This is a genomic window from Pseudomonas sp. KU26590, assembly GCF_026153515.1.
GTDB lineage: Bacteria > Pseudomonadota > Gammaproteobacteria > Pseudomonadales > Pseudomonadaceae > Aquipseudomonas.
In genome coordinates, this window is record NZ_CP110644.1 from 29,875 (window position 1) to 51,062 (window position 21,188).

The following is a 21,188-nucleotide window of genomic DNA, read 5'->3' on the forward strand; positions in this document are numbered from 1 at the left end:
TCGTTGGTGGCTGACAAATTGCTATCGCGAGCAAGGTGGAGCGCCACCCCGGTCACTCCTACGGGAATCAGTACCACCTACTTGATCGAGAAAACCTATGTTCCCCGAAAGCTTCACGTTCTCCATCGCCGACTGGGTCAATGACTGGGTCGACAAGCTGGTCACCAATTACGGCGACGTGTTCAGGCACATTTCCGACACGCTGCTGTGGGCCATCGTCAAGCTCGAAGGCCTGCTGCGCGTTGCGCCGTGGTGGCTGCTGCTGGCCATCGTCGGGCTGATCGCCTGGCACGCGACCCGCAAGATCACCACCACGGTGGTCATCATCGGCCTGCTGTTCCTGGTCGGTGCGGTAGGCCTGTGGGACAAGCTGATGCAGACCCTGGCGCTGATGCTGGTCGCCACGCTGATCTCGGTGATCATCGGCATACCGCTCGGCATTCTGTCAGCGCGCAGCAATCGCCTGCGCTCGATACTGATGCCGCTGCTGGACATCATGCAGACCATGCCCAGCTTCGTGTACCTGATTCCGGTGCTGATGCTGTTTGGTCTGGGCAAAGTCCCAGCGATCTTCGCCACGGTCATCTACGCCGCGCCGCCGCTGATTCGCCTGACCGATCTGGGCATTCGTCAGGTCGATGGCGAGGTCATGGAAGCGATCAACGCGTTCGGCGCCAACCGCTGGCAGCAACTGTTTGGCGTGCAACTGCCGCTGGCGCTGCCGAGCATCATGGCCGGGATCAACCAGACCACGATGATGGCGCTGTCCATGGTGGTGATCGCCTCGATGATCGGTGCGCGCGGGCTGGGCGAGGACGTGCTGGTCGGCATCCAGACCCTCAACGTCGGACGCGGCCTGGAAGCGGGTCTGGCCATCGTCATTCTGGCGGTCGTGATCGACCGTATTACGCAGGCCTACGGCCGTCCACGGCATGAGGCGAATAAATGAGCGTCGAGACTATTAATCCAGCGAGCGCAGGCAATCCAGAGAGCCCGGCGAGTCTGGACGGCAAAATCGTCGTCAAGAACGTGTACAAGATCTTCGGCAACCGCGCCAAAGATGCGCTGGCCATGGTTCAGAACAACCAGACCAAAGATCAGGTGCTCGCCCAGACCGGCTGCGTCGTCGGCGTGAACGACTTGTCGCTGTCCATCTCCAGCGGCGAAATCTTCGTGATCATGGGCCTGTCGGGTTCGGGGAAATCGACCCTGGTGCGCCATTTCAATCGCCTGATCGACCCCACCAGCGGCGAGATTCTGGTTGATGGCGAGAACATCCTGACCTACGACATGGAAACCCTGCGCAACTTCCGTCGGCACAAGATCAGCATGGTGTTCCAGAGCTTCGGCCTGCTGCCGCACAAGAGCGTGATCGACAACGTCGCCTACGGCCTGACCATTCGTGGCGAGAACAAAGCGCAATGCGCCGAGCGCGCGCAGCACTGGATCACCACCGTTGGCCTGAAGGGCTACGAGAAAAAGTACCCCCATCAGCTCTCCGGTGGCATGCGTCAGCGCGTGGGCCTGGCACGCGCACTGGCGGCTGACACTGACATCATCCTGATGGACGAAGCGTTCAGCGCCCTCGATCCGCTGATCCGCGCGGAGATGCAGGACCAGTTGCTGGAGCTGCAATCGAACCTGAAAAAGACCATCGTGTTCATCACCCACGACCTCGACGAAGCCGTGCGCATCGGCAACCGCATCGCCATTCTGAAGGACGGTCAGCTGATCCAGGTCGGGACACCGAAAGAAATCCTCTACTCGCCTGCCGACGATTACGTTGATCGTTTCGTGCAACGGCGCGTGGCGACGCTCTAAGGACGCTGCGGTCATGTCGCGAGCAGAACTGATCATCATCGGTGAGGGCCCGGTCAGCTGGCAGGAAGTGTCCGCCGTGGCCCGTCATGGCGCGACGCTGTCACTGTCGGAAGGCGCCTGGGCGCGCATCGATAACGCGCAAATCATCGTTCAGCGTATCGTTGCCAGCGGCGAACGCGCCTATGGCGTGAACACCGGCCTTGGCGCGCTGTGCAGTGTGTCGCTGGCGGGCGAGCAGCTGGGTCGGCTATCGCGCAACACCCTGCTCAGCCATGCCTGCGGCGTCGGCCCGGCGCTACCGGACGAGCAGACCCGCGCGATCACTTGTGCCGCGATCATCAATTACAGCCAGGGCAAGTCCGGGATTCATCGTCAGGTCGTCGAGGCCTTGCTGGCCTTGCTCAATCGCCGCATCACACCGCAAGTGCCGTCCCAGGGTTCAGTGGGATATCTCACGCATATGGCGCACATCGGCGTCGCGTTGTTGGGCGTCGGTCAGGTGAGTTATCGCGGGCAAGTGATGTCGGCGTTGCAGGCGCTCAGCGAAGAAGGCCTGTCGCCGGTGGAGCTGGGGGCCAAGGACGGTTTGTGCCTGGTCAACGGCACGCCGTGCATGACTGGCCTGAGTTGCCTGGCCGTCGCCGATGTGAACCGCCTGATGCAGTGGGCCGATGTGATCAGCGCCATGACCTTCGAAGGCCTGCGCGGGCAACTCGACGCCTTCGACGAAACCATCATCGCGCTCAAGCCACACCCCGGCATGCAGCAAGTCGGCAAAAACCTGCGCGGCCTGCTCGCCGGCAGCGAGGTGCTCGCCAACAGTCAGGGCATTCGCACCCAGGACGCCTTGAGCATCCGCTCGATCCCGCAGGTCCACGGCGCCACGCGCGACCAGTTGGCCCATGCGACGCGGCAGATCGAGATCGAGCTCAATTCCGCCACCGACAACCCGCTGCTGCTCGGCACGCCCGAAGCGTATCGCGTCGTCTCCCAGGCCAACCCCCACGGCCAGTCCGTGGCGATGGCGGCTGATCTGCTGGCGATTGCCATGGCCGAACTGGGCTCGATTGCCGAGCGACGGCTGGACCGGCTGATCAACCCGACGGTCAGCGGGCTGCCGGCGTTTCTGGTCAGCCAGCCCGGCGTCAACTCCGGGATGATGATCACCCAATACGTCGCCGCCTCGCTGTGCGCGGAAAACCGCCAGCTGGCGCAACCGGCGGTCATCGACAACTACGTGACGTCCGGCCTGCAGGAGGATCATCTGAGCATGGGCACCAGCGCCGCCTTGAAGCTGCACAAGGTGCTGGAGAACGTGACGCAGATCCTGGCCATCGAGTATTTGCTGGCCGCCCAGGCGTTCGAATTTTTCAAGGGCCCGCGCTTTGGCGTGGGCACCGAGGCGGCGTGGCGTCTGCTGCGCGAACGCGTGCCGGCCTACGACGAAGACCGCTGGCTGGCGCCGGACATTGCCAGCAGCGTGACGCTGCTCAAAAACGAAGAGTCATTGGAATCCGTATTCCAGCGCTGCCGCGATTATGCGGCACACGCTCACCCCGACACCGACAACAACGGTCGCAGCGCAAGCGCCCCCGCGCGGGACAGGCAGGAGCCGGTTCAGCGCAGACGACCGATACCCATTCAGGAGTAGCAGCATCGTGACCAACACCCTACAGGCGACCCCGCTGAATCTGATCCCCGGCCAGTTGACGCTCGCCCAAGTGCGCGCGATCTATCAGCGGCCGGTAACGCTGACCCTCGACGCCAGCGCCGATCGGCAGATCGAAGACAGCGTGGCCTGCGTCGAGCAGATCCTCGCCGAGAACCGCACCGCCTACGGCATCAACACCGGTTTCGGCCTGCTGGCCTCGACGCGCATTGCCAGCGCCGACCTCGAAAACCTGCAGCGTTCGCTGGTGCTGTCTCACGCAGCAGGCGTTGGCGGTCCGATCAGTGATGAGCTGGTGCGCCTGATCATGGTGCTCAAAGTCAATAGCCTGAGCCGGGGCTTCTCCGGGATTCGCCGTCAGGTGATCGACGCGCTGATCGCCCTGATCAACGCCGAGGTCTATCCACACATCCCGCTCAAGGGTTCGGTAGGCGCATCCGGAGACCTCGCGCCATTGGCGCACATGTCGCTGGTGCTGCTGGGCGAAGGCAAGGCGCGCTACAAGGGCGAATGGCTGAATGCCGTGGACGCGCTGGCCATCGCAGGGCTCACGCCATTGACGCTGGCGGCCAAAGAAGGACTGGCTTTGCTCAACGGCACGCAAGTGTCGACGGCGTATGCGTTGCGCGGCCTTTTCGAAGCCGAAGACCTGTTCGCCGGCGCCTTGAGCTGCGGCGCGCTGACCGTTGAGGCCGTGCTTGGCTCCCGCGCGCCGTTCGACGCACGCATTCATGCGGCACGCGGTCAGCGCGGCCAGATCGATTCGGCTGCGGCCTATCGCGACCTGCTCGGCGACGGCAGTCAGGTCTCCGACTCCCACCGCGACTGCGACAAAGTTCAGGACCCCTACTCCCTGCGCTGCCAGCCACAGGTCATGGGCGCCTGCCTGACTCAACTGCGTCAGGCCGCCGAAGTGCTGGCGATCGAATCCAACGCGGTGTCGGACAACCCGCTGGTGTTTGCGTCCGAAGGCGAGGTGATTTCCGGCGGTAACTTCCACGCTGAACCCGTCGCCATGGCTGCCGACAACATCGCCTTGGCCATCGCTGAAATCGGCTCGCTGAGCGAACGCCGCATCTCGCTGATGATGGACAAGCATATGTCGCAACTGCCGCCGTTTCTGGTGGCCAACGGCGGGGTGAACTCCGGTTTCATGATCGCTCAGGTCACGGCCGCAGCGCTGGCCAGTGAAAACAAGGCGCTGTCCCATCCGCACAGCGTCGACAGCCTGCCGACCTCCGCCAACCAGGAAGACCACGTGTCGATGGCGCCCGCCGCCGGCAAGCGTCTGTGGGAAATGGCGGAGAACACTCGCGGCGTGCTGGCTGTAGAATGGCTGGCTGCGTGTCAGGGTCTGGACTTGCGCAACGGTCTGAAGACCTCGGAAAAACTGGAAATCGCCCGCACCACGCTGCGCGGCACAGTCCCGTTCTACGAGAAAGACCGCTTCTTCGCCCCTGATATCGAGGCCGCCATCGAGCTGCTGGCTTCCAACTGCCTGAGCGACCTGGTTTCTGCTGACCTGCTGCCGAGTTTTTGATCGGGACAGGCCAGGATGGCCTGTCGTTGAAATGAGGATGTAAGCGCAATGATTTTGTAGGAGCGCGCTTGCCCGCGATTGCGGTGTGTCAGCTATGGATGTGCTGACTGATACACCGAATTCGCGGGCAAGCGCGCTCCTACAGAGATGTGCGCAGCTCTCGTTTCGCAGCAAAAAGTAAGACTAGGAACGTGTGAAATGACATCGCAAAATGCTACAGATCTGAAACGCGGGCTCAGCGCTCGCCACATTCGCTTCATGGCGCTGGGCTCGGCCATTGGCACAGGGTTGTTCTACGGTTCCGCGTCGGCCATCAAACTGGCCGGCCCTGCTGTTCTGCTGGTGTACATCATCGCCGGCGCTGCGGTTTACATGGTCATGCGCGCCCTCGGTGAGATGGCCGTGCGCAACCCGGTGTCCGGCTCGTTCGGCGAGTACGCCACCACGTATCTGGGTCCGCTGGCAGGGTTTGTCCTCGGCTGGACCTACGCGTTCGAGATGGTCATCGTCTGCCTGGCCGACGTCACTGCGTTCGGCATCTACATGGGCTTCTGGTTTCCGGAGGTGCCGCGCTGGATCTGGGTGCTCGGCATCGTCTTTCTGATCGGCGCGCTTAACCTGTGCAGCGTCAAAGTCTTCGGTGAAACCGAGTTCTGGCTGTCGCTGCTCAAGGTCGGCGCGATCATCGCGATGATCCTCGCCGGCTTCGGCATCATGCTGTTCGGCCTCGGCTCGGTCTCGGGCGGCGGCGTCAGCAGCGTGAGCAATCTGTGGGCCTACGGCGGCTTCATGCCCAACGGCATCGGCGGTCTCGTGGCCTCGCTGGCCGTGGTGATGTTCGCCTTTGGCGGCATCGAAATCATCGGCATCACCGCCGGTGAAGCTCGGAACCCGGAGCGCGTGATCCCTCGTGCGATCAATGCGGTCCCGCTGCGGATTCTGCTGTTTTACGTGCTCACGCTGTTCGTCCTGATGTCGCTGTACCCGTGGCAGCAGATCGGCAGCCAGGGCAGCCCGTTCGTCCAGATCTTCGATCACCTGGGGATTTCCTCCGCCGCCACCGTCCTCAACATCGTGGTGATCACTGCAGCCGTTTCGGCGATCAACAGCGACATCTTCGGTGCCGGACGCATGATGTACGGACTGGCGATACAAGGTCAGGCGCCAAAGGGTTTTGCTCAGTTGTCCGCGCAGGGCGTGCCGTGGATGACCGTGCTGGTGATGGGCGTGGCGCTGCTCTGCGGCGTTGTGCTGAATTACCTGATTCCGGAAAACGTGTTCCTGCTGATCGCCTCGATCGCGACCTTCGCGACGGTCTGGGTGTGGCTGATGATTCTGGTCACGCAGATCGCCATGCGCCGCTCGATGAGCGCAGAAGAAGTCGCCCAGCTGAAATTTCCCGTGCCGTTCTGGCCCGTCGCGCCGATTGTTGCCACCTTGTTCATGGTGTTTGTGTTTGGCGTGCTGGGTTATTTCCCGGACAGCCAAGCCGCGCTGGTGGTGGGAGCGGTGTGGATCGGGTTGCTGGTGGTTGCGTACTGGATTTGGGTGAAGCCGAAGCAAAACCTGATCAAGGTCACATCAAACAGCTGAGGCAAAACTTGTAAGAGCCGGCCTGCTGGCGAACGCGTTGAATCAGGGCAGGTTGCATTGAATGACGCAGCCGGTTCGCCAGCAAGCCGGCTCCTACGGTCCGTGTCTGAGGCAGGATCTATTTGTTCTCTGGAGGTACTGATGAAAACGCTCTGGCACCACTGTCACGCAGCAACCATGGCGAACGGCACGTACTCGATCATCGAGGACGCCGCCATCGTGACCGACGGAGCGCTCATTGCCTGGGTCGGTCCTCTCCACGCGTTGCCGGACCAGGGCGACATCAAGCGCGTTGACCTCAACGGCGCGTGGGTGACGCCCGGCCTGATCGATTGCCACACGCACACGGTGTTCGGCGGTAACCGCAGCGGTGAGTTCGAACAGCGGTTGCAGGGCGTCAGCTACGCCGAGATCGCCGCAGCGGGCGGCGGCATCGCCAGCACCGTACGCGCGACCCGGGCCGCCAGTGAAGAAGAACTCTACGCCAGCGCCGAGCGTCGTCTGCTGCGCCTGCTCAGGGACGGCGTGACCACGATCGAGATGAAATCCGGCTACGGCCTGGACCTCGCCAGCGAACGCAAGATCCTGCGCGTCATCCGTCAGTTGGGTGAAAACCTGCCGGTCACCGTGCGCAGCACCTGCCTCGCTGCCCACGCCTTGCCACCGGAATACAAAGACCGCGCCGACGACTACATCGCCCACATCTGCAGCGAGATGCTGCCCGCGCTGGCGGCGGAAAATCTGGTGGATGCCGTCGATGCGTTCTGCGAATACCTGGCGTTTTCCCCGGCGCAGGTTGAGCAGGTGTTCATCACCGCCGGCCAGCTGGGCCTGCCGGTCAAGCTGCATGCCGAGCAGCTTTCCTCGCTGCACGGCTCGAGTCTGGCGGCGCGCTATCAGGCGCTCTCGGCTGACCATCTGGAGTTCATGACCGAAGAAGACGCCATCGCTATGGCGGCCTCAGGCACGGTCGCCGTCTTGCTGCCGGGGGCGTTCTACTTCCTGCGTGAAACTCAGTTGCCGCCGATGGATGCCCTGCGCAAACACGGGGTGAAGATCGCCATTTCCACCGACCTCAATCCGGGCACATCGCCGGGCCTGTCGCTGCGGCTGATGCTCAACATGGCTTGCACGCTGTTCCGCATGACCCCGGAAGAAGCCCTGGCCGGCGCAACCATCCACGCAGCACAGGCGCTGGGCATGGCCGAGACCCATGGTTCACTGGAAGTCGGCAAAACGGCGGATTTCGTCGCCTGGCACATCGAACGGCCCGCCGACCTCGCCTACTGGCTGGGCGGCGATCTGGACAAACGCGTCGTGCGTCATGGCGTGGAACGCACTCTCTAATCAGGGGAATACTGTGGACAAGGTTCTGAGTTTCACTCGCGGTCGCGTACCGCTGCTGATCAGCATGCCGCACCCGGGACTGCACCTGACGCCCGCCGTGCGTGACAGTCTGGTGGATGAGGCCGTAAGCCTGCCGGACACCGACTGGCACATTCCGCACCTGTATGACTTTGCGTCTGATCTGGGGGCAAGCGTGCTCTCGGCGGAATATTCGCGCTTCGTCATCGACCTCAATCGCCCCTCCGACGACACGCCGTTGTACGCCGGCGCGACCACCGGGCTGTTCCCGTCGACGCTGTTCGAAGGCGATCCGTTATTCAAGGAAGGTCTGGCGCCGAGCAAGGAAGAACGCGCGACGTATCTGGAGAATATCTGGACGCCGTATCACGACACGCTGCGCAGCGAGCTTGAACGCCTGCGTGCCGAGTTCGGTTATGCGTTGCTGTTCGATGCGCATTCCATTCGTGGGCACATTCCGCATCTGTTCGACGGTCGGCTGCCGGACTTCAACCTCGGCACGTTCAATGGCGCGAGCTGCGATGAAGCGCTGGCCCAGCGTCTGGATTCAACGTGCGCTGCCGCGAAGCTTTACAGCCATGTGCTCAACGGGCGTTTCAAGGGCGGCCACATCACCCGCCACTATGGCGACCCGGCCAACCATATACATGCAGTGCAACTGGAACTGGCGCAGAGCACCTACATGGACGAGTTTGTGCCGTTCCACTACCGCCCGGATCTGGCGGAGCCGACGCAGGTGGTGTTGAAAGGTTTGCTGGAAGAGATGATCGCCTGGGGGCGGGAGAAGTACGGGAAGTAGCCTGGCCTCTGCCAACGGGGTACGCGGCGGAATGGATATTCGATGCCCGGACAGCGGCCTGAATTTGTAGGAGCCGGCTTGCTGGCGAATGCATTGGGTCAGTCGACAAAACAAGTGACTGGCCTCACGCGTTCGCCAGCAAGCCGGCTCCTACAGGACTCTGCGGCAGGCCCAGCCAATACTCCGACCCTGTCGCGGACGCGGCCTTGGCAGCCAGACCTCGGGTTACTTCTTCAACAACCGCAACCCGTTGAACACCACCAACAGGCTCACACCCATGTCGGCGAACACCGCCATCCACATGGTGGCCAGCCCGGCAAAGGTCACCGCCAGGAAGATCAGCTTGATCACCAACGCCAGCGCGATGTTCTGCTTGAGCACCGCGGACGTGTCCCGCGACAGGCGAATGAAGGTCGGGATCTTGCGCAGATCATCGTCCATCAGCGCCACGTCGGCGGTTTCGATGGCGGTATCCGTACCCGCCGCCGCCATGGCAAAACCGATCTCCGCGCGGGCCAGCGCCGGTGCATCATTGATCCCGTCGCCGACCATGCCCACCCGATGGCCCTTCGCGTACAGGGCTTCAATGGCTTGCAGCTTGTCGGTCGGCATCAGATTGCCCTGGGCCTGATCGATGCCCACCTGAGCGGCAATGGCCTTGGCCGTGTGCGGGTTGTCGCCCGTCAGCATCATTGTCTTCACGCCCAGCGCATGAAGTTGCTCGATGGCCTCGCGGCTGCTGTCCTTGACCGTGTCGGCGACCGCAAACAACGCCAGCGGGCCGGAGGCGTCGAACAGCAGCACCACGGTTTTGCCCTGGCTCTCCAGCGCTTCAAGTTGCGCTTCCAGTTCCGGCGAGCAATACCCGGCATCATGCACCAGGCGATGGTTGCCCAGATGGTACAAACGCCCTTGCACCTCGCCTTTCACGCCAAGCCCGGCAAGGGCTTCGAACGCCTCAACCGGCAACCGAGTGCCTTCCTGCGCGGCCTTGGCGATGGCTTGAGAAACGGGGTGATCCGAGCGACCGGCCAGACTCGCCGAGATCGCCAGTGCCTGCTCGCCCAGTGAGGCATTGAGCAACACGTAATCGGTCTGCACCGGCTTGCCGTGGGTGATGGTGCCAGTCTTGTCGAGCGCCAGGTAATCGAGCTTGTGCCCCATCTCCAAGTACACGCCGCCCTTGATCAGGATGCCTTTGCGCGCCGCCGCTGCCAGACCGCTGACGATCGTCACCGGCGTGGAAATCACCAGCGCACACGGGCACGCAACCACCAGCAGCACCAGCGCGCGGTAGATCCAGTCAAACCACGCCGCGCCCATGAACAGCGGCGGGATGATCGCGATCGCCAGTGCCAGCGCGAACACGGCCGGCGTGTAGATTTTTGAAAAGCTGTCAACGAAACGCTGGGTCGGCGCGCGCGCGCCCTGGGCCGCCTCGACGGCATGGATGATTCGCGCCAGCGTCGAGTTGTTGGCGGCGGCGGTCACTTTGTATTCCAGCGAACCGGCCTGATTGATGGTGCCGGCAAAGACCTTGTCGCCCACGGTTTTCTCGACCGGCAGGCTTTCCCCGGTGATCGGCGCCTGATCGATACTCGACTGGCCGGAAACCACTTCACCGTCCAGCCCGATGCGCTCACCCGGCTTGACCCGAACGACGCTGCCCAACGCAATATCCTTGACCTCAACCTCAAGCCACTCGCCGTTCTGCTGCACGGTCGCGGTTTCCGGCGTCAGCTGCATCAGCCCACCGATGGCGTTGCGTGCGCGGTCCAGGGATTTGGCTTCGATCAGCTCGGCGACGGTGAACAGAAACATCACCATCGCCGCTTCCGGCCACTGTCCGATCAGCACCGCACCCGTAACGGCGATGCTCATCAGCGCATTGATGTTCAGGTTGAAGTTCTTCAGGGCGATCCAGCCCTTTTTGTACGTGGTCAGGCCGCCGCTGAAAATGGCGATCAGCGCAACAATGGCGACCACCCACGTCGGCGCGGCGTTGGTGAAGTGGATGACTTCCGCAGCCAACGCAGCGACCCCCGACAGCGCCAGAGGCCACCACGGCTTTTTGGCGGGCGGCAGCGACGCGGTTTCCTTGTCGGCGCCCTCCTCGATCAAGTCCGCCTGCATGCCCAGCGAGCCAATGGCTTCGCGGATGGGGTCGGTCGACGGCAACTCGTGCCAGACGCCCAGCACGCGATTGATCAGGTTGAATTCAAGCTTCTGAATGCCCTTCATCTTGCCGAGCTTGTTCTGGATCAGCGTCTGCTCGGTAGGGCAGTCCATGGCTTCGATGCGGAAGCTGCTGAGCTGACCGTCAGCGTCTGACGCGCCGTCGATGGTCACGACGGAGGGTGCGCTGTCGTGGGAGCAGCACGCGTGGGCAGCGTGGTCGTGTTTGTGCACGGGCGTGAGTTTGGCTTGGCCGTGGTCGTGACCGGAGTGATCGTGATCAGCGTGATCAGCGTGATCAGCGTGACCATGGGCGGAATGGTCATGCCCAGCATGCTCGTGCTCGGCATGGTCATGGGCCGAATGGTCATGCGCAGCGTGCTCGTGCTCGTGCTCGTGCTCGTGCTCGTGCTCGGCATGGTTGTGCGCGTCGTGGGCAGGCTTTTGCGATGAAGATTTGTGTACAGAGTCACTCATGGATTGAGTCTCTAAATGTGCGTGTTGCCAAGTGAACACCCTGTAGCCACTATAGGGTCAAGCGTCCTATCGAGATCTTGCACATGAACGATTCATTTAAAATCGGCGAACTGGCAAAACTGACGGACTGCCCGGTGGAAACCATCCGCTATTACGAGCGCGAGGGCCTGCTCAGCGAGCCTGCACGCAGCGACGGCAACTATCGGCTGTACACACAGGAGCACGTCGAGCGGCTGACCTTCATCCGTAATTGCCGCAGCCTGGACATGACGCTGGACGAAATCCGCAGCCTCTTGGCGCTACGCGACAGTCCGCGGGACCAATGCGAGAACGTCAACGCGCTGATCGATGAACACATCCAGCACGTAAACGCCCGCGTCGCGAGCCTGCAGGCGCTGCAGGAGCAACTGGTCGACCTGCGCCAACGCTGCAGCGAAGGCGCGCCGGATCACTGCGGGATCCTTGATCGACTGGAAATCAGCGGCAGCGTCGTGGCCGCGGATGTCGAACACTCCCACGTCGGGCGCAGCCACGGGCATTGAACGGCTTATGGTGTGGCATCCGACGCCTTCCCGGCTAAAGCCGGTCCCACTGTCAGGATGGGCGTAGGAGCGCGCTTGCCCGCGAACGCAGTGTGTCAGGCAACGACCTGGCATAGAAAAATCGCATTCGCGGGCAAGCGCGCGCCTACAGGTCCAGCGAACGGCTCGGATCGGCGACTAAACAGCCACTGGCGCTTTAATGCTCGGATCGGCGTCATAACCCACGATCTCGAAATCTTCGAATCGGTAGTCGTAGATGCTCTCCGGGCGGCGCTTGATGTTCAGCTGCGGCAGCTGTCGCGGGGTGCGCGTGAGCTGCGTCGCAATCTGCTCTTCATGATTGGAGTAAGCGTGGGTGTCGCCCAGGCTGACGATGATCTCGTGGGGGATCAGGTCGCATTGCTGAGCCAGCATGTGGGTCAGCAGTGCCAGCGCGGCGATGTTGTACGGCAGGCCGAGGAAGACATCGGAACTGCGAATATACAACTGCATCGACAGCTTGCCGTCCGCGACGAATGCCTGATACAGCAGATGGCACACCGCGAGGGCCTGACGCCCGGCCTTGACGTTCTCCTGCGGCGACAGCTTCTCGTCCGGCAGGTATTCGGTGTTCCAGCCATGGAACAGGATGCGCCGGCTGTTGGGGTTGTTCTTCAGGCAGTCGACCATGTAGTCAATCTGGTTGATCTTGCCGCCATCCTTGGTCGGCCAGCCGGTCCATTGCGCGCCGTATACCGGGCCGAGGTCGCCGTCTTCGGTGGCCCACTCGTCCCAGATGGTCACGCCGTTCTCGTTCAGCCATTTGGTGTTGGTGTTGCCGCTGAGCATCCAGATCAGCTCATTGGCGATGCTCTTGAAGTGCAGCTTCTTGGTGGTCAGCAGCGGAAAGCCATCGGCCAGGTTGTGGCGAATCTGCCGACCGAACACGGCAGTGGTGCCAGTCCCGGTGCGGTCGCCCTTGCGGGTTCCGTTGTTGATGACGTCCTGCAGCAGTTCAAGGTATTGCTTCATGACCAAAGGCCCTCTGTTTCGGTGAATCCGCCGAACCTTTCAGGCCCGGCGTTCAACAAATGTACCCGGCGCGTCACGCTGCAGCGTTGTTGGCAGCGGGCGCGCGGTGGTAGGCAAGCCAGATCAGCACCAGGCCGCCGATGATCATCGGCAGGCTGAGGATCTGCCCCATGGTGACCCAGCCCCAGGCCAGATAACCCAGCTGGGCGTCCGGCACGCGGACGAACTCCACCACGAAGCGGAAGATGCCGTAGAACAGCGCGAACATGCCGGACACGGCCATGGTCGGACGCGGCTTGCGGGAGAAGAAATAGAGAATGACGAACAGGGCCACGCCTTCCAGCGCGAACTGGTAGAGCTGTGAAGGGTGGCGCGGCAGCTGCGCAGGGTCGGTGGGGAACACCATGGCCCAAGGCAGATCAGTCGGCTTGCCCCACAGTTCGGCGTTGATGAAGTTGCCGATGCGCCCGGCGCCCAGACCAATCGGCACCATGGGCGCGATGAAGTCCATGAGCTGGAAGAACGACTTGCCGTTGCGCTTGCCGAACCAGTACGTGGCGATCATCACGCCGATGAAGCCGCCGTGGAACGCCATGCCGCCCTTCCACACTTCAAAAATCAGCAGCGGGTTGGCGATGTAGTTGGGCAGATCGTAGAACAGCACGTAGCCGAGCCGCCCACCGACGATGACGCCCATGGCGACCCAGAAAATCATGTCCGAGAGCTTTTCCTTGGTCCACGTCGGGTCAAAGCGATTCAGGCGACGGGATGCCAGGTACCAGGCACTGCCGATGCCGACCAGATACATCAGGCCGTACCAGTGAATTTGCAGCGGACCGATGGCCACAGCTACCGGGTCAATCTGCGGGTAAGGCAGCATTGCGACTCCTTGAAATAGAAGCGCTCATTGAGCGACGAAGCAGAACTATGCGGCGGCGGCAGCAGGTGGTGCCACCCAATAATGATGAAACTTGGTGCGAGAGCGACCGCGTTGGCAAACCCGCACGCCGACGATGTCGCCACGTCTGGCGCGGACATCTCTCAAAAACAGTGCGGCATGTTACCGGACCGCGCCGATCCGCTCTAGCAGCGTGCGATGGATGTCGGCGTGCGGGGTCGGTAAAGTGGCGCAAAAAGGAGTCATCCATGTGCCTTATCGTCTTCGCCTGGCGGCCGTCGCACCCTCAATCGCTGATTCTGGCGGCCAATCGTGACGAGTTCTACGCGCGCCCTACTTTGCCGCTGGCGCAGTGGGAAGACGCGCCGCAGGTGTATGCGGGGCGCGATCTTGAGGCCGGCGGCACTTGGCTGGGCATCAATGCTGACGGACGGTTCGCGGCGCTCACCAACATCCGCGAGCCAGGCAAGCCGCCTGGCCGTCGTTCGCGGGGCGAATTGGTTGCTGGTTTTTTGACCAGTGATGTATCCATGGATGAGTATGTGCGTGAGATGGCCGCGCGATCAGCGGAGTACGGTGGGTTCAACCTGCTGGTGGGTGATCGTCAGCAGTTGCACTTCCTCAATGGGAACGACACAACACCCCGCCGCCTGGAAGCGGGCGTTTACGGTGTGTCCAACGCCGGGCTCGACACGCCGTGGCCGAAGCTGGTGAAAGCCAAAGCCGCGCTGTCGGAACAGCTGCATACGCCTGATCCCGAAGCGCTGTTTGGTTTCCTGGCCGACCACGAACCTGCGCCCGATGCCGAACTGCCGAGCACCGGTGTGGGACTGGCGACGGAGAAGCTGCTGTCGAGCGTGTTCATCGCCAGCCCCAATTACGGCACCCGGGCGAGCACGGTATTGCTGGTCAATGCTGACGGCAGCCGACGCCTGATCGAGCGCAGCTTTGGGCCGTATGGCGGGAGATTGGGTGAGGTGGACCTGCAGGTTTAACCGGCATCAGGTTTTTGTGGGACCGGCTTTAGCCGGGAAGGCGTCAGGCGTTACACCGCACAGACGCAGATGTAACTGACATAGCGCGATTTTTTTTAGGAGCCGGCTTGCTGGCGAACCGTGTGTGTCAGGCACCATCAGTGGCGCTGGATAATCGCATTCGCCAGCAAGCCGGCTCCTACAGACCATAGGTGGCCATCAAGGTCGGTGCTGAGCCAACCGAACCTCAATGCCCCTTCACAGACCCCGGATTGATCATCCGCGACAGGCCCAGATTTCTCAGCGCCAGTTGTAACGAGCTGCTGATGACTTGCGGGTTGTCGTTCTTCATCAACTGGGCCAACAGGTCCTTGGCCATGCTCAGGTTGATCTGACGCAGCATCCACTTCACTTTCGGCAAGTTGGTGGCGTTCATCGACAGGCTGTCGAAGCCCATCGCCATCAGCAGCACCGCCGCCGCAGGATCACCGGCCATTTCGCCGCAGATGCTCACCGGCTTGCCTTCGGCGTGGGCATCGCGCACCACGCTCTGCAGGGCCTGGAGCACCGCCGGGTGGAGGTAATCGTACAAATCCGCCACGCGCGGGTTATTACGGTCGACCGCCAGCAAATATTGAGTGAGGTCGTTGGAACCGACCGACAGGAAATCCACCTGACGCGCCAGCTCACGGGTCTGATAGACCGCAGCAGGTATTTCGATCATCACGCCCACCGGCGGCATCGGCACATCGGTGCCTTCATCGCGCACTTCGCCCCACGCTCGGTGGATCAGGTGCAGCGCCTCTTCGGTCTCGTGGGTGCCGGAAATCATCGGCAGCAGAATCCGCAGGTTGTTCAAGCCTTCGCTGGCCTTGAGCATGGCGCGGGTCTGCACCAGGAAGATTTCCGGGTGGTCCAGCGTGACGCGAATGCCGCGCCAGCCGAGGAACGGGTTGTCTTCCTTGATCGGGAAGTACGAAAGCGACTTGTCGCCACCGATGTCCAGGGTTCGCATCGTTACCGGCAGCGGATGGAACGCCGCCAATTGCTCACGGTAGATGGCGAGCTGTTCTTTCTCGCTCGGGAACCGCTGCTGAATCATGAACGGCACTTCGGTGCGGTACAGGCCAACGCCTTCCGCGCCACGCTGTTGCGCGCGGGCCACGTCTGCCAGCAGACCGGTGTTGACCCACAGCGGCATGCGGTGGCCGTCGAGGGTCACGCAGGGCAATTCACGCAGCGCGTCGAGGCCTTGAGAGAGCTGACGCTCCTCTTCGACGACGACGGAATACTGCTTGATCAGGATCTCTGACGGGTTGGTGAAGACTTCGCCGTGGTAGCCGTCGACGATCAGCTGGATGCCGTCGACTTTCGAGTACGGCAGGTCCACCACGCCCATGACCGTGGGAATGCCCATGGCGCGGGCCAGAATGGCAACGTGGGAGTTACCCGAGCCGAGTACCGAAATCAGCCCCACCAACTTGCCTTCCGGCACCTCGCCGAGCATGGCAGGCGACAGCTCTTCGCTGACCAGAATGGTGTTGTCGGGGTAGACCAGCGTTTGCTGGCGCGCCTCCTGAAGGTAGGCGAGCAGACGGCGACCGAGGTCTTTGACGTCCGATGCGCGCTCGCGCAGGTAGGCGTCGTCCATCAGCTCGAAGCGTTTGACGTGCTCGTTGACCACAGAGCGCAACGCGCCCTGGGCCCACTGGCCGGTCTTGATGACGTTGGTGACTTCGCTGCCCAACGACGCATCGTCGAGCATCATCAAGTAAACGTCGAACAAAGCGCGCTCTTCAGGGCGCAATTGAGTCGCCAACTTCGCCGAAAGGGTGCGCATGTCACTGCGAACGCCTTCAAGCGCGGTCTGGAACAATTTCAGTTCAGCGGTGATGTCCGTGACGGTCTTGTCCGGCACGACTTCGAGGTCGGCCGGCGGCAGCATCACCAGCGCGGTACCGACGGCAGCACCCGGTGAACCCGGCACGCCGACGAATCGGGCTTCCTGAATGCCCTTGCCCTGCCGGCCCAGCCCGCGGATGGAGCCGGTGGCTTCGGCATGAGCGATTACGCCCGCGAGTTGCGCGCTCATCGTCACCAGGAAGGCTTCTTCGCCCTCGTCGAACTGACGCCGCTCCTTTTGCTGGATGACCAGAACGCCAACAACCCTGCGGTGGTGGATGATCGGCGCACCGAGAAAAGACGCGTAGCGCTCTTCGCCGGTCTCAGCAAAGTAGCGATAGCGGGGGTGATCGGCGGCGTTTTCGAGGTTCAGCGGTTCTTCACGCGTACCGACCAGGCCCACGAGCCCCTCGTTCGGGGCCATGCTCACCTTGCCGATCGAGCGCTTGTTCAGGCCTTCGGTGGCCATCAGTACGAAGCGGTTCGTTTCGGTGTCGAGCAGATAGACCGAGCACACCTGGCTGTGCATGGCCTCTTTTACGCGCAACACAATAATGCCCAACGCCGCCTTGAGATCCTTGGCGGAGTTAACTTCCTGGACGATCTTGCGCAGCGTATTGAGCATGGCTCGGGGTCGAACTCCGTGTCAGTCGCGCGCCAACAGGCGCGGGGCAAGCTCTTTGAGTGCGCGGCGATATACCTCGCGCTTGAATGTCACCACCTGGCCCAACGGGTACCAATAACTGACCCAACGCCAGCCATCGAACTCCGGTTTGCCGGTCAAATCCATCCGCACCCGCTGCTCGTTGGAGATCAGGCGCAGGAGAAACCATTTTTGCTTCTGGCCGATGCACAGCGGCTGGCTGTGGGTACGGACCAATCGTTGCGGCAGACGATAGCGCAACCAACCCCGGGTGCAGGCAAGAATTTCAACATCATGCCGTTCCAGCCCGACTTCTTCATTCAATTCACGGTAAAGCGCGTCTTCCGGGGTCTCCTGAGGGTTGATACCCCCCTGCGGAAACTGCCAGGCATCTTGATTGATGCGCCGAGCCCATAAGACCTGGCCAGCATCATTTGTCAGAATTATCCCGACATTAGGGCGAAAACCATCGGGGTCGATCACGGCCACAACCTCGCAAACGCATGTCGCCGCATTGTTCCACAAAGATCGTTCAAGCAGCAACGAGGCTGCGACAGCTTATCGTGACAACTGCATTAATAGATGCGATCTCTCGGGCAAACCTCGTATTCTTGTGCTCTTTTTTCTGATATTTCAGCGAGTAAAGCCCATGCGCCTGGCCCTGTTCGACCTCGACAACACCCTTATCGGCGGCGACAGCGACCACGCCTGGGGCGATTACCTGTGCGAACGCGGCATCCTGGACGGCGCTGCCTACAAGGCCCGCAACGATGCTTTCTATCAGGACTATCTGGCCGGCACGCTGAATCTGACCGACTACCTGAATTTCAGCCTGGAGATTCTGGGCCGCACCGACATGGCGCAGCTCGACGAATGGCACCGGGAATTCATGCGCGACTGCATCGAGCCATTGATCCTGCCGAAAGCCATGGCCCTCATTGCCAAACACCGCGAAGCTGGCGACAAACTGGTGGTGATCACGGCGACCAACCGTTTCGTGACCGCGCCGATCGTGGCCCGGCTGGGCATCGACACGTTGCTGGCGACCGAGTGCGAAATGGTCGATGGCCGCTACACCGGGCGCACCACTGACGTGCCGTGCTTTCGCGAGGGCAAGGTGACCCGCCTGAATCGCTGGATCGAAGAGAACGGCTTCAACCTGGACGACAGCTGGTTCTACAGCGATTCGATGAACGATTTGCCACTGCTGGAGCAGGTGGCTAATCCGGTAGCGGTCGATGCTGATGAAAAGCTGCGCGCCGAAGCCACCCGTCGTGGCTGGCCGGTGATTTCACTGCGCGATTGAAAGCCTTCGCGAGCAAGCTCGCTCCTACGAGTCTCCGCGGCCACTGTAGGAGGCTTGCCCGCGAACAATCGAGCAGGCTAGCCCGCTGTCATGGCGGAACGGGATTTATATCGGTTTGGCACCCATCAGCCCGGCAATCGCCACGAAACAGACGACGCTGAACACGGCCAGTGCCAGTGTGAAGCGGGAGTTGCCGACAATGACCGGCCGGCGCAGGCGATTGACCCGCACCGCCAGCCAGGCCCAGCTCAAGGCGCCGAAGAGATACAGCACGCTCGCCGCCAGCAGCCAGGTCTGCCCCAGCGGCCAGCCGGCGTAGTGCACCAGCCACCAGCCGCTGATCGGCAGGGTCAGCAAACACACACCCATCAGCAACCAGACAAATGCCCACGGCCGCTGCATGGCGCGGTTCTGCACCGTCGCATCGCCGGCCCGACGTCCACGGACAATCCATACGATCAGCCCCAGCGCGCAGATGAACAGCAGCACCGTGCTGACGACATGCAAAATTTTCAGTGCAGCAAAGTGTTCCATTGCGTTCGTGTTCCTTCGTCTGGCGGTGTTTGAAGCGTAGCAGCCGGTTGCATGTCAACGACTTGATGCAGCTTTAGGGCTCAACCTACCTTGTAGGAGCCGGCTTGCTGGCGAATCCGTCGGTCAATCAATGTATGCGGCGGATGATCAATCGCGTTCGCAGTGAGCCGGCTCCTACAGTCAGCCGGCGTCAGTCAGATGGCACGGGGCGCTGGCAGGCGCTCAATGGCATCACCCCAAAAACAGCTTGTACGCCGGGTTCTTGGTCTCATCCCAGTACGGATAACCAATCTCCGCCAGCGCCTGGGGCACCAGATGTCGCTCGTCTTCCGGCACGACCAGCCCGGCCACCACCCGACCATCCGCCGCACCATGGTTGCGGTAGTGGAACATCGAGATATTCCACTTCCCGCCCAGCTTGTTCAGGAAGTTGAACAGCGCGCCTGGCCGCTCGGGGAATTCGAAACGCAGCACCACTTCGTCGCTCACCCGCTCCGAATGCCCGCCGACCATGTGCCGCAGGTGCAGTTTGGCCAGCTCGTTATCGGTGAGGTCCAGCACCGGGAAGCCCTGCTCCGTCAGGCTCGCGATCAGGGCTTTGCGAGGGTCGGTGTCGGGGTGGGTCTGCACGCCGACGAAGATGTGCGCCTCGCGGTCGGTGTGGTAGCGGTAGTTGAATTCGGTGATCTGCCGTTTACCAATCGCTTCGCAGAACGCCTTGAAGCTGCCCGCCTGTTCCGGAATGGTCACGGCAATGATTGCTTCGCGGCCTTCGCCCAGTTCGGCGCGTTCGGCGACATGGCGCAGACGGTCGAAATTCACGTTGGCGCCGGAGTCGATGGCCACAAACGTCTGCCCGGTGACTTCGTACTGCTCGGTGTACTTCTTGATCCCGGCGACGCCCAGGGCGCCGGAGGGCTCAGTGATCGAGCGGGTATCGTCGTAGATGTCCTTGATCGCCGCGCAGATTTCATCGGTGCTGACGGTGATCACCTCGTCGACGTAATCCTTGCAGATCTCGAAGGTGTACTGACCGATCTGCGCCACGGCCACGCCATCGGCAAACAGCCCGACCTGTTGAAGGATCACGCGCTCGCCATAGGCCATCGCCTGTTGCAGGCAGTTGGAGTCATCCGGCTCGACGCCTATCACCTTGATCTCCGGGCGCAGGTATTTCACGTACGCCGCGATGCCGGCAATCAGCCCACCACCACCGACCGGGACGAAGATCGCGTCCAGTGGGCCCTGATGCTGACGCAGGATTTCCATCGCCACCGTGCCTTGCCCGGCAATGGTGTCAGGGTCGTCGTAGGGGTGGACGTACACGTAGCCGTGTTCCTCCACCAGCTTCAGCGAATACGCCAAGGCTTCGGGAAACGAGTCGCCATGCAGTACGACCTTTCCGCCCCGGGAGCGCACGCCTTCGACCTTGATCTCCGGGGTGGTCTTCGGCATCACGATGGTCGCTGCTACATTCAGCGTCTTCGCCGCCAGCGCCAGGCCCTGGGCATGATTACCCGCCGACGCCGTCACCACGCCCCGCGCCAGTTCTTCCGGGCTCAGCTGCGCCAGCTTGTTGTAGGCGCCACGAATCTTGAAGGAGTACACCGGCTGCAAGTCTTCGCGTTTGAGCAGGACGTTATTGCCCAGGCGCGCCGACAGCTGGCGCGCGGCGTGCAGCGGGGTTTCCACGGCGACGTCGTAGACGCGGGAGTTGAGGATCTTTTTGACGTAGTGCTCGATCATCGGGGAAGAATCGCTGGCGAAGGGGCAAGACCCGGAAGTCTACCCCTCGCCCCGGCGCACGACCACATCAAGACTCAGGCTTTGACGACGGCATGTCGCTATACTGCCGGCCCTCGGACCTATGCTATTCCCTGTAAGAGCGCGCTAGCCCGCGATGGCATTCCCACTGTCACCGATTCGTCGCTGACATACC

General features: G+C 62.0%; 18 protein-coding genes. 11 read left to right on the plus strand and 7 right to left on the minus strand.

Going from position 1 to position 21,188, the window contains the following annotated elements; translation table 11 throughout:
• Positions 1-97 precede the first annotated feature (97 nt).
• From OKW98_RS00110 to hutG, 7 genes are all read left to right on the plus strand, one after another.
• On the plus strand, positions 98-949 hold the full coding sequence (locus OKW98_RS00110; protein WP_265387479.1) for an ABC transporter permease: 852 nt from the start codon (positions 98-100) through the stop codon (positions 947-949).
• The gene (locus OKW98_RS00115) at positions 946-1,821 is read left to right on the plus strand and encodes a quaternary amine ABC transporter ATP-binding protein (RefSeq protein ID WP_265387480.1); all 876 of its coding nucleotides are present in this window, start codon (positions 946-948) and stop codon (positions 1,819-1,821) included. The genes OKW98_RS00110 and OKW98_RS00115 overlap by 4 nt, the downstream gene beginning before the upstream one ends.
• Positions 1,822-1,834: 13 nt before the next feature.
• Complete coding sequence (gene hutH / locus OKW98_RS00120) at positions 1,835-3,472, plus strand: histidine ammonia-lyase (RefSeq protein WP_265387481.1); 1,638 nt, start codon at positions 1,835-1,837, stop codon at positions 3,470-3,472.
• A gap of 7 nt (positions 3,473-3,479) precedes the next feature.
• Positions 3,480-5,030, plus strand: coding sequence for a histidine ammonia-lyase (gene hutH / locus OKW98_RS00125; RefSeq protein WP_416147790.1), 1,551 nt, complete (start codon positions 3,480-3,482; stop codon positions 5,028-5,030).
• 198 nt (positions 5,031-5,228) lie between these two features.
• Complete coding sequence (locus tag OKW98_RS00130; protein WP_265387482.1) at positions 5,229-6,623, plus strand: amino acid permease; 1,395 nt, start codon at positions 5,229-5,231, stop codon at positions 6,621-6,623.
• Positions 6,624-6,764: 141 nt separating this feature from the next.
• Positions 6,765-7,970: an imidazolonepropionase gene (hutI, locus tag OKW98_RS00135; RefSeq protein WP_265387483.1), complete on the plus strand. Its 1,206-nt coding sequence runs from the start codon at positions 6,765-6,767 to the stop codon at positions 7,968-7,970.
• 13 nt (positions 7,971-7,983) lie between these two features.
• On the plus strand, positions 7,984-8,787 hold the full coding sequence (gene hutG / locus OKW98_RS00140; protein WP_265387484.1) for an N-formylglutamate deformylase: 804 nt from the start codon (positions 7,984-7,986) through the stop codon (positions 8,785-8,787).
• Positions 8,788-9,012: 225 nt separating this feature from the next.
• On the opposite strand, the gene OKW98_RS00145 is transcribed toward hutG, so the two are convergent.
• Positions 9,013-11,196 (minus strand): heavy metal translocating P-type ATPase, encoded by a 2,184-nt coding sequence (locus OKW98_RS00145; protein ID WP_416148559.1) that lies wholly within the window; start codon positions 11,194-11,196, stop codon positions 9,013-9,015.
• On the opposite strand from OKW98_RS00145, the gene OKW98_RS27375 reads away from it, so the two are divergent.
• Positions 11,155-11,415, plus strand: a complete 261-nt coding sequence (locus OKW98_RS27375; protein ID WP_416148568.1) for a hypothetical protein — start codon at positions 11,155-11,157, stop codon at positions 11,413-11,415. The two genes, OKW98_RS00145 and OKW98_RS27375, sit on opposite strands and share 42 nt — an antisense overlap.
• Before the next feature lie 107 nt (positions 11,416-11,522).
• On the plus strand, positions 11,523-11,981 hold the full coding sequence (gene cadR, locus OKW98_RS00150) for a Cd(II)/Pb(II)-responsive transcriptional regulator (RefSeq protein WP_265387486.1): 459 nt from the start codon (positions 11,523-11,525) through the stop codon (positions 11,979-11,981).
• A 177-nt stretch (positions 11,982-12,158) separates the two neighbouring features.
• On the opposite strand, the gene OKW98_RS00155 is transcribed toward cadR, so the two are convergent.
• Both OKW98_RS00155 and lgt read right to left on the minus strand, forming a co-directional pair.
• Positions 12,159-12,992 carry a thymidylate synthase gene (locus OKW98_RS00155; RefSeq protein ID WP_074889717.1) on the minus strand — a complete coding sequence of 278 codons (834 nt, stop codon included), beginning with the start codon at positions 12,990-12,992 and terminating at the stop codon, positions 12,159-12,161.
• A gap of 73 nt (positions 12,993-13,065) precedes the next feature.
• Positions 13,066-13,872, minus strand: a complete 807-nt coding sequence (gene lgt / locus OKW98_RS00160; protein WP_133774815.1) for a prolipoprotein diacylglyceryl transferase — start codon at positions 13,870-13,872, stop codon at positions 13,066-13,068.
• Positions 13,873-14,138: 266 nt separating this feature from the next.
• Here lgt and OKW98_RS00170 point away from each other — a divergent pair, with 266 nt between their 5' ends.
• A complete protein-coding gene (locus OKW98_RS00170) occupies positions 14,139-14,885 on the plus strand; it encodes an NRDE family protein (protein ID WP_265387487.1) in 747 nt (248 codons plus the stop codon).
• A gap of 226 nt (positions 14,886-15,111) precedes the next feature.
• Here the strand turns inward: OKW98_RS00170 and ptsP are convergent, their stop codons facing one another.
• Both ptsP and OKW98_RS00180 read right to left on the minus strand, forming a co-directional pair.
• Entirely contained in the window at positions 15,112-17,391 is a 2,280-nt protein-coding gene (ptsP, locus tag OKW98_RS00175; RefSeq protein ID WP_265387488.1) for a phosphoenolpyruvate--protein phosphotransferase, read from the minus strand.
• Positions 17,392-17,412: 21 nt separating this feature from the next.
• Complete coding sequence (locus OKW98_RS00180; protein ID WP_062379340.1) at positions 17,413-17,892, minus strand: RNA pyrophosphohydrolase; 480 nt, start codon at positions 17,890-17,892, stop codon at positions 17,413-17,415.
• A gap of 166 nt (positions 17,893-18,058) precedes the next feature.
• Between OKW98_RS00180 and OKW98_RS00185 the strand changes: the two genes are divergently transcribed.
• On the plus strand, positions 18,059-18,715 hold the full coding sequence (locus OKW98_RS00185; protein WP_265387489.1) for an HAD family hydrolase: 657 nt from the start codon (positions 18,059-18,061) through the stop codon (positions 18,713-18,715).
• Between the two features lie 105 nt (positions 18,716-18,820).
• Here OKW98_RS00185 and OKW98_RS00190 read toward each other — a convergent pair whose 3' ends face one another.
• Positions 18,821-19,249, minus strand: coding sequence for a DUF2269 domain-containing protein (locus tag OKW98_RS00190; RefSeq protein WP_265387490.1), 429 nt, complete (start codon positions 19,247-19,249; stop codon positions 18,821-18,823).
• A gap of 231 nt (positions 19,250-19,480) precedes the next feature.
• A complete protein-coding gene (gene ilvA / locus OKW98_RS00195; RefSeq protein WP_265387491.1) occupies positions 19,481-20,995 on the minus strand; it encodes a threonine ammonia-lyase, biosynthetic in 1,515 nt (504 codons plus the stop codon).
• Positions 20,996-21,188 lie beyond the last annotated feature (193 nt).

Coding starts and splice junctions, on each gene's coding strand:
- OKW98_RS00110 (WP_265387479.1), top strand. CDS start 98: ATGTTCCCCGAAAGCTTCACGTTCTCCATCGCCGACTGGGTCAATGAC.
- OKW98_RS00115 (WP_265387480.1), top strand. CDS start 946: ATGAGCGTCGAGACTATTAATCCAGCGAGCGCAGGCAATCCAGAGAGC.
- lgt (WP_133774815.1), bottom strand. CDS start 13,872: ATGCTGCCTTACCCGCAGATTGACCCGGTAGCTGTGGCCATCGGTCCG.
- OKW98_RS00155 (WP_074889717.1), bottom strand. CDS start 12,992: ATGAAGCAATACCTTGAACTGCTGCAGGACGTCATCAACAACGGAACC.
- OKW98_RS00190 (WP_265387490.1), bottom strand. CDS start 19,249: ATGGAACACTTTGCTGCACTGAAAATTTTGCATGTCGTCAGCACGGTG.
- hutH (WP_265387481.1), top strand. CDS start 1,835: ATGTCGCGAGCAGAACTGATCATCATCGGTGAGGGCCCGGTCAGCTGG.
- ptsP (WP_265387488.1), bottom strand. CDS start 17,391: ATGCTCAATACGCTGCGCAAGATCGTCCAGGAAGTTAACTCCGCCAAG.
- OKW98_RS00185 (WP_265387489.1), top strand. CDS start 18,059: ATGCGCCTGGCCCTGTTCGACCTCGACAACACCCTTATCGGCGGCGAC.
- cadR (WP_265387486.1), top strand. CDS start 11,523: ATGAACGATTCATTTAAAATCGGCGAACTGGCAAAACTGACGGACTGC.
- OKW98_RS00170 (WP_265387487.1), top strand. CDS start 14,139: ATGTGCCTTATCGTCTTCGCCTGGCGGCCGTCGCACCCTCAATCGCTG.
- ilvA (WP_265387491.1), bottom strand. CDS start 20,995: ATGATCGAGCACTACGTCAAAAAGATCCTCAACTCCCGCGTCTACGAC.
- OKW98_RS00130 (WP_265387482.1), top strand. CDS start 5,229: ATGACATCGCAAAATGCTACAGATCTGAAACGCGGGCTCAGCGCTCGC.
- hutI (WP_265387483.1), top strand. CDS start 6,765: ATGAAAACGCTCTGGCACCACTGTCACGCAGCAACCATGGCGAACGGC.